Below are 4,961 nucleotides of genomic sequence, written 5' to 3'. Positions count from 1 at the left end.
TCCTGCTTTTCTGATAGCCTTTTAATTTATAGATAAGAGTAAATTAAAGGGGTAATAGGCTAAAACCATTGGTATATAAGGGTTTTTTAGGGTTTTGCTTGTATAAATTTTTTTAATCATCTGTATAAATTTTTTTATCTTTTTGTATAACTTGAATTTATACAAAAAATATATTATATTGGTGAATAAGCAATATTGCAATTTATACAAACGATAAAGGGAGAGTTATACAAATGGCAGCTGAACATAATAAGGTGACGGATATGAGTAAATACAAAAAACCAAAAGCCACACGCAAAAAAGTAAAGATTTTAGGAACCAAGGAGTTTGTTGATTCGGAAACTGGTGAAGTACATAAAATGCAAGTTACAGACATAGAAGAACGAGATGCCAATTTCCACAAAATTTGGTTGGGACACTTGTTAGAAACCCTTGATTTGATAGGAAACAAAAAAATAAAAGTTGCTATGTTTATTATGAGTGACCTAAACAAAGAAAATCAGTTTTTAGGCACCCACAGATATATTTCAGAACAGACAGGAGTATCTTTACCAACTGTTACAGAAACTATGTCAGTTCTTCAAGAGAGTAATTTTTTAATTAAAGTTCGTAATGGCTTTTATCGAGTTAATCCTGATGTATTATTCAAAGGCGGTAAAGGAGATAGAATGAATGTCCTTTTACGATATACAAATGGAGAATAAAAAACCCTCCTGAATTTCAGAAGGGTTTTTTATAATTCTAAACCACGATTTTTATTTCTTTGTTTTCGTTTCTCTTTTATTTCAGCAACAAATTGTTGCTGGCCAGGTAATTCATCTTTTGATAGAGCATCTTTTTTTCTTTCTCAGGAAACTTCAACCGAGTCATAACTTTAGCTTTAGCATAACCTACATGCCTTGCAAACGTCTGAGTTTTATCTTTCAGTCGATCTTTAAGTACTTCCAATGTTTTCTCTAACAATTCCCTTTTGAGCCATTCATTTTGGAGAAGATCTACAAGTCTAGAATTCTCACTCTTTAACTGATCATTTTCTTTCTCCATTTTTTTCTGCTTTTCTTTCAGTTTCCAATTCTCTTCTTCGATTCGTTCTCGTTCTTTAGCGTGTTCATGAGAGCGTTGAGCCATTCCGTACAATTTTTCATAGTTGTCTTTAGGCATCTCTACTTTCTCAGGACCCACAAAGCCCATAGAGCGCTTTTCTTTATTTTCAGAGGTAATTCCCTCCAATTTTTCGTTCGTAACTTCTACGGCCTGTAAATCGCCTTCTAACGTCTTAATTTCATCTTTCAAGGTTTGAAGTTTATATCGCTGAGCTGAGAGATGCTTTTTGTCAGATCCCTTTTCCCCTCGTTTTAGATCAAAACCTTTTTGCTTCATGCGCTTCGGAAACTCATCTTGAATCCACCGTAACTCTTTTTGGTTAAATATATTTTTTCCTTGCAGCTTCCCATCACGCATCGGTACAACTCCAAGATGCATATGCGGTGTTTTCTCATCGACATGCACCATTGCATAAGCAATATTCTGTTTGCCATACCGTTCCTCAAATAATGTTTTGCTTTCCTCAAAAAATCGCTTTTCATTCTCCTTGGAAAGGGAATCGAAAAACTCTTTATCAGAGGTTACCAGTAACTCATTTACCATCACTGCATCTTTGCGTATTTTCCTGGTGGTTATCTTTTGTTCCTCAATAATTTGTTTTATTCGTTCGTTGTAATTGATGTCTCCATCATTTACAAGATCATAATTCTCTTTTGTACGTTCTGAGTCAATATCAAAATTGGTCTGGCTGTTTCGCTCTCTTTGATTATGAAACTGCATTCCTTTGAGATCATGCTGCTTCATTTTTTGCATTCGACAGACCGCATAACTCACTTGAAAACCTCCCAGACTCCCCTGCATAAACTATGCAATCCCTGGACAGAAAACGGACATAGGGGGAAGAAACTTTGGTAAAGTATAACACACTATACTTTTTATAAAAAAAGTCGTGTGCTCTGCGAGGCTTTTCGGCTATCGCCGAGCCATGCGTAAGCATGGCAAAAACAAACCCTTGGACGCTGTCCAAACCTGCTGGGGAGATCCTCCCCAGACCCCCTTTTGTCTCCGACGGTTTGAAACCCAGGTTTCAAAGCTTCCTCCCCTCGCCGGTAGGCAAGCAAAAGAATGGTATTCTTTTGCAGTGCCGAGAGGGTGAACATCCTCTTGGATGTCAACTCCTTATGCTCCCTCCGGTCCGCTACCGTTGACATCCTCGCTTACATCTGCGACTAAAAAAGCCCTTGGGAAAAGAGCTTTTTAACTTTGTTCTTTTTTATTGTGTAAATTCTTTTTTATTTCATCCTCCATCTGTTTAGATAACGTCTCTCCTAAACCATCCATACTCTGAGACATGGCTTTCTCTATAAATCCTTTAGTTAGATCATTGATACTTTGATCTTTTTCTCTCTGAGATTGCATCTCTATTTGCTTTTGCATGAGCTCAATCTGATGTGCATGTTCTTTTTCCATAGATTCTATTTTAACTTCATTATTTTTTTCTAGGATTTTTATTTTATCTTTAGTGTTTTTTACAGCTAATAAATAAGAACTAACGCCAGATAATATAGCAACAATAACCGGAATCCAAATTTCCATAATGTCTCTATCATCCTTTATCTTATATAGTTATTCTTCTTCATTATTTTGTATTTCATCAAATAAATTGTCCCATTCTTCGTCAGTAAGTTTGTTAGGATCGGTACCTAGTTGAGCGTTTCTTATACGACTTCTTTCTCTTTCTAGTAAATCTCTGTTTGCCTTAGTCTGTTCAATAATATATTCTTTTTTGGTTTTATCACTATTTCTTAGTTCCTCTTCTTCTATAATCTTTTTGGCAACGAAATCGTAATTTTGATTAGCTCTATTTCGATGCAATTCGCTGTCTATTCTTCTATGTTCTTGTTGCCTCCAAGTCAGCACCACTTTTTTCAGGTATTCATCTGGTCCAATTAAATATTCTTGTACCACTATTTCTTTAGGTAGCAACACCAAAGGACGTCCATCTACTTGAGGAATCCTTTCTGTCCTCTCGTTCCATTCTTGAGAGTCAATATCCCAATAAGAAAAGGTGAATTCCAAGTCTCTGGGCATGTTATGCTGGTCAGCTTGTTCAATTGTAAAATCCACTAACTCTGATTTTATTACACTAGCAATAAAATCAGATAAATGATCAGGCCCAAAGTTAGGAATGAACAACATCAAATCTTCTGCGTTTTCTATCAATCTATCATCATATAGACCCTGTTCTTCAATGTAATCATAAACTTGTGCTAAAGAATCTTCAGAATTACCAGTGCCTCCGGGAAGACCTTGAGAATAACCTAAAAAGATTTCATTTGATTCACCAGAATTAATAAACAATTCTTTAGCTTCTATTTGATTTCCATTCCTATATAACTCAAAAACAGTATGGTGAAAGCGATCAACCTTTTCTGCCCAAAGTTGGAATCTTCTTTCGGCTCTCATTCTCGTTGGATCAATAAATAATTTATTATCAGTAGTTGTTAATAAATTAACAAATTCAAAATCTGCTTGACTTCGACCTTGTAAGTTAAAATACTCTGAAATTCTCAATAAAATCAGCCCTCACTCATCATTTTTCCCTAAACATAACACAATTGAGGAAAAAGTATGAAATCTTTTTTCCTAATATAAGTAAAATACTTATGGTTAATAGATTCTTAAAATATTGAGTGAGTAACAATAAGAGCTATCTCCAAAATTTCCACCATGATTTTCTTTCTTCTTTAGCAGCAATCTGCTTCTTTACTTCCATCATTTCTTTCATAGTAGACAGTAGTCTTTCATCCCTTGTTTTAAGCTTTTCGTTAATATACTGATCCCGTTTTTCAAGCTCTTCTATCAACCGTTTATTAAATTCTTTTTGTTCCTTCATGTCTTCTTTCAATTCTGATAGCACTTTGGTCACTTTTATATCCGTTTGTTCATCTTCTCCCATGCTTATAGTCATTGGTATTCCTTGGTTTGAAAGTAATTCATCCACCTGTTCACCACTCTTACCATCTTGATACCATCTCCGAATGTCTTTAATAACATTCAAAGATTCTTTATGTATGAAATAACTCTTATGTTTCTTTTTTATTTTTAAGTAGATACCATGGTTATTTATATATCTTCTAATCGTATTAGCTGGTATCCCTAACTCATCTACAACTTCCGCCACAGAGAACCATTCTTTCATTGATATCCCTCCTTTAATCTCGGTTACTCACTATGCCACCTACACCTCCACCACCCATTATAATTTCCTCATTTTTAAGTGATTTCCTGCACTCATCACCATGGTGACCCCATCAATTAAACCACTCAACCTTAATATATTATCCTCTTAATTTTGAGGTTCTCAAAATCAGAATCACAACAAGGGTTTTTCCTATTTTCTTTAAAACCAAATATCAGGAGTGAGATAACAGCATTTGTTCGCCACTGTTAAGTAAAACGGCTGAGAATTTTTTTCGCAAACGTTAAAACAAGTAGGAGCTACTCCTGACATTCTTTTTAAAGGAGGTTAAAAACATGGAAATAGAAATTGAGTTTGAAAAAAAATAATACACTTTAAAATCTCGTCAAAAGCCTTATTCCTTCTACTGTTGCTGTTTTAAAGGTTTAAATCTAGACTAAATTCATCGGGTATCTTGGCTGTGAAGGCTTGGGGTGAATGGCGTTAGCCAGAGGGGACTAGTCCCCTCTAGCGTCATTTTATTCCGAAAAGAAGAGTAATTAGGAACGGAAGTGCGGGCGTTTTGGCAGGCTATAATTGCTATTACCGAGGTTCAGAAGCCTTTGTGTTTCATCGGTTTATCTGGAGCTCGGCATAATCTAATATGCCTGCCAAAATCAGAAAAGCCAGGAAGAAAGGGTGGAGATTTTTTCAGAGTTGAAAAAATACTACCCAA

At 35.4% G+C, this 4,961-nt stretch carries 5 protein-coding genes; 1 reads left to right on the top strand and 4 read right to left on the bottom strand.

Going from position 1 to position 4,961, the window contains the following annotated elements:
• The first annotated feature begins 233 nt into the window (after positions 1-233).
• Complete coding sequence (locus tag JCM19033_RS21420; protein ID WP_054637859.1) at positions 234-704, top strand: replication/maintenance protein RepL; 471 nt, start codon at positions 234-236, stop codon at positions 702-704.
• A gap of 76 nt (positions 705-780) precedes the next feature.
• Here the strand turns inward: JCM19033_RS21420 and mobV are convergent, their stop codons facing one another.
• The 4 genes from mobV to JCM19033_RS21395 form a co-directional block, all read right to left on the bottom strand.
• A complete protein-coding gene (gene mobV, locus JCM19033_RS27800) occupies positions 781-1,878 on the bottom strand; it encodes a MobV family relaxase (protein WP_198153624.1) in 1,098 nt (365 codons plus the stop codon).
• Positions 1,879-2,301: 423 nt separating this feature from the next.
• A complete protein-coding gene (locus JCM19033_RS21405; RefSeq protein WP_054637857.1) occupies positions 2,302-2,640 on the bottom strand; it encodes a hypothetical protein in 339 nt (112 codons plus the stop codon).
• Between the two features lie 30 nt (positions 2,641-2,670).
• A complete protein-coding gene (locus tag JCM19033_RS21400; protein WP_054637856.1) occupies positions 2,671-3,618 on the bottom strand; it encodes a hypothetical protein in 948 nt (315 codons plus the stop codon).
• A gap of 136 nt (positions 3,619-3,754) precedes the next feature.
• The gene (locus JCM19033_RS21395; protein WP_054637855.1) at positions 3,755-4,246 is read right to left on the bottom strand and encodes a DUF3967 domain-containing protein; all 492 of its coding nucleotides are present in this window, start codon (positions 4,244-4,246) and stop codon (positions 3,755-3,757) included.
• Positions 4,247-4,961 lie beyond the last annotated feature (715 nt).

This window comes from Thalassobacillus sp. C254 (assembly GCF_001310615.1).
The sequence above is the reverse complement of the archived record's forward strand: the minus strand, read 5'-3'. Positions and strand labels throughout refer to the sequence as shown.

What these genes read in the sequence shown, in the direction of transcription:
- JCM19033_RS21420 (WP_054637859.1), top strand. Translation starts at nt 234, where the DNA reads ATGGCAGCTGAACATAATAAGGTGACGGATATGAGTAAATACAAAAAA.
- JCM19033_RS21405 (WP_054637857.1), bottom strand. Translation starts at nt 2,640, where the DNA reads ATGGAAATTTGGATTCCGGTTATTGTTGCTATATTATCTGGCGTTAGT.
- JCM19033_RS21395 (WP_054637855.1), bottom strand. Translation starts at nt 4,246, where the DNA reads ATGAAAGAATGGTTCTCTGTGGCGGAAGTTGTAGATGAGTTAGGGATA.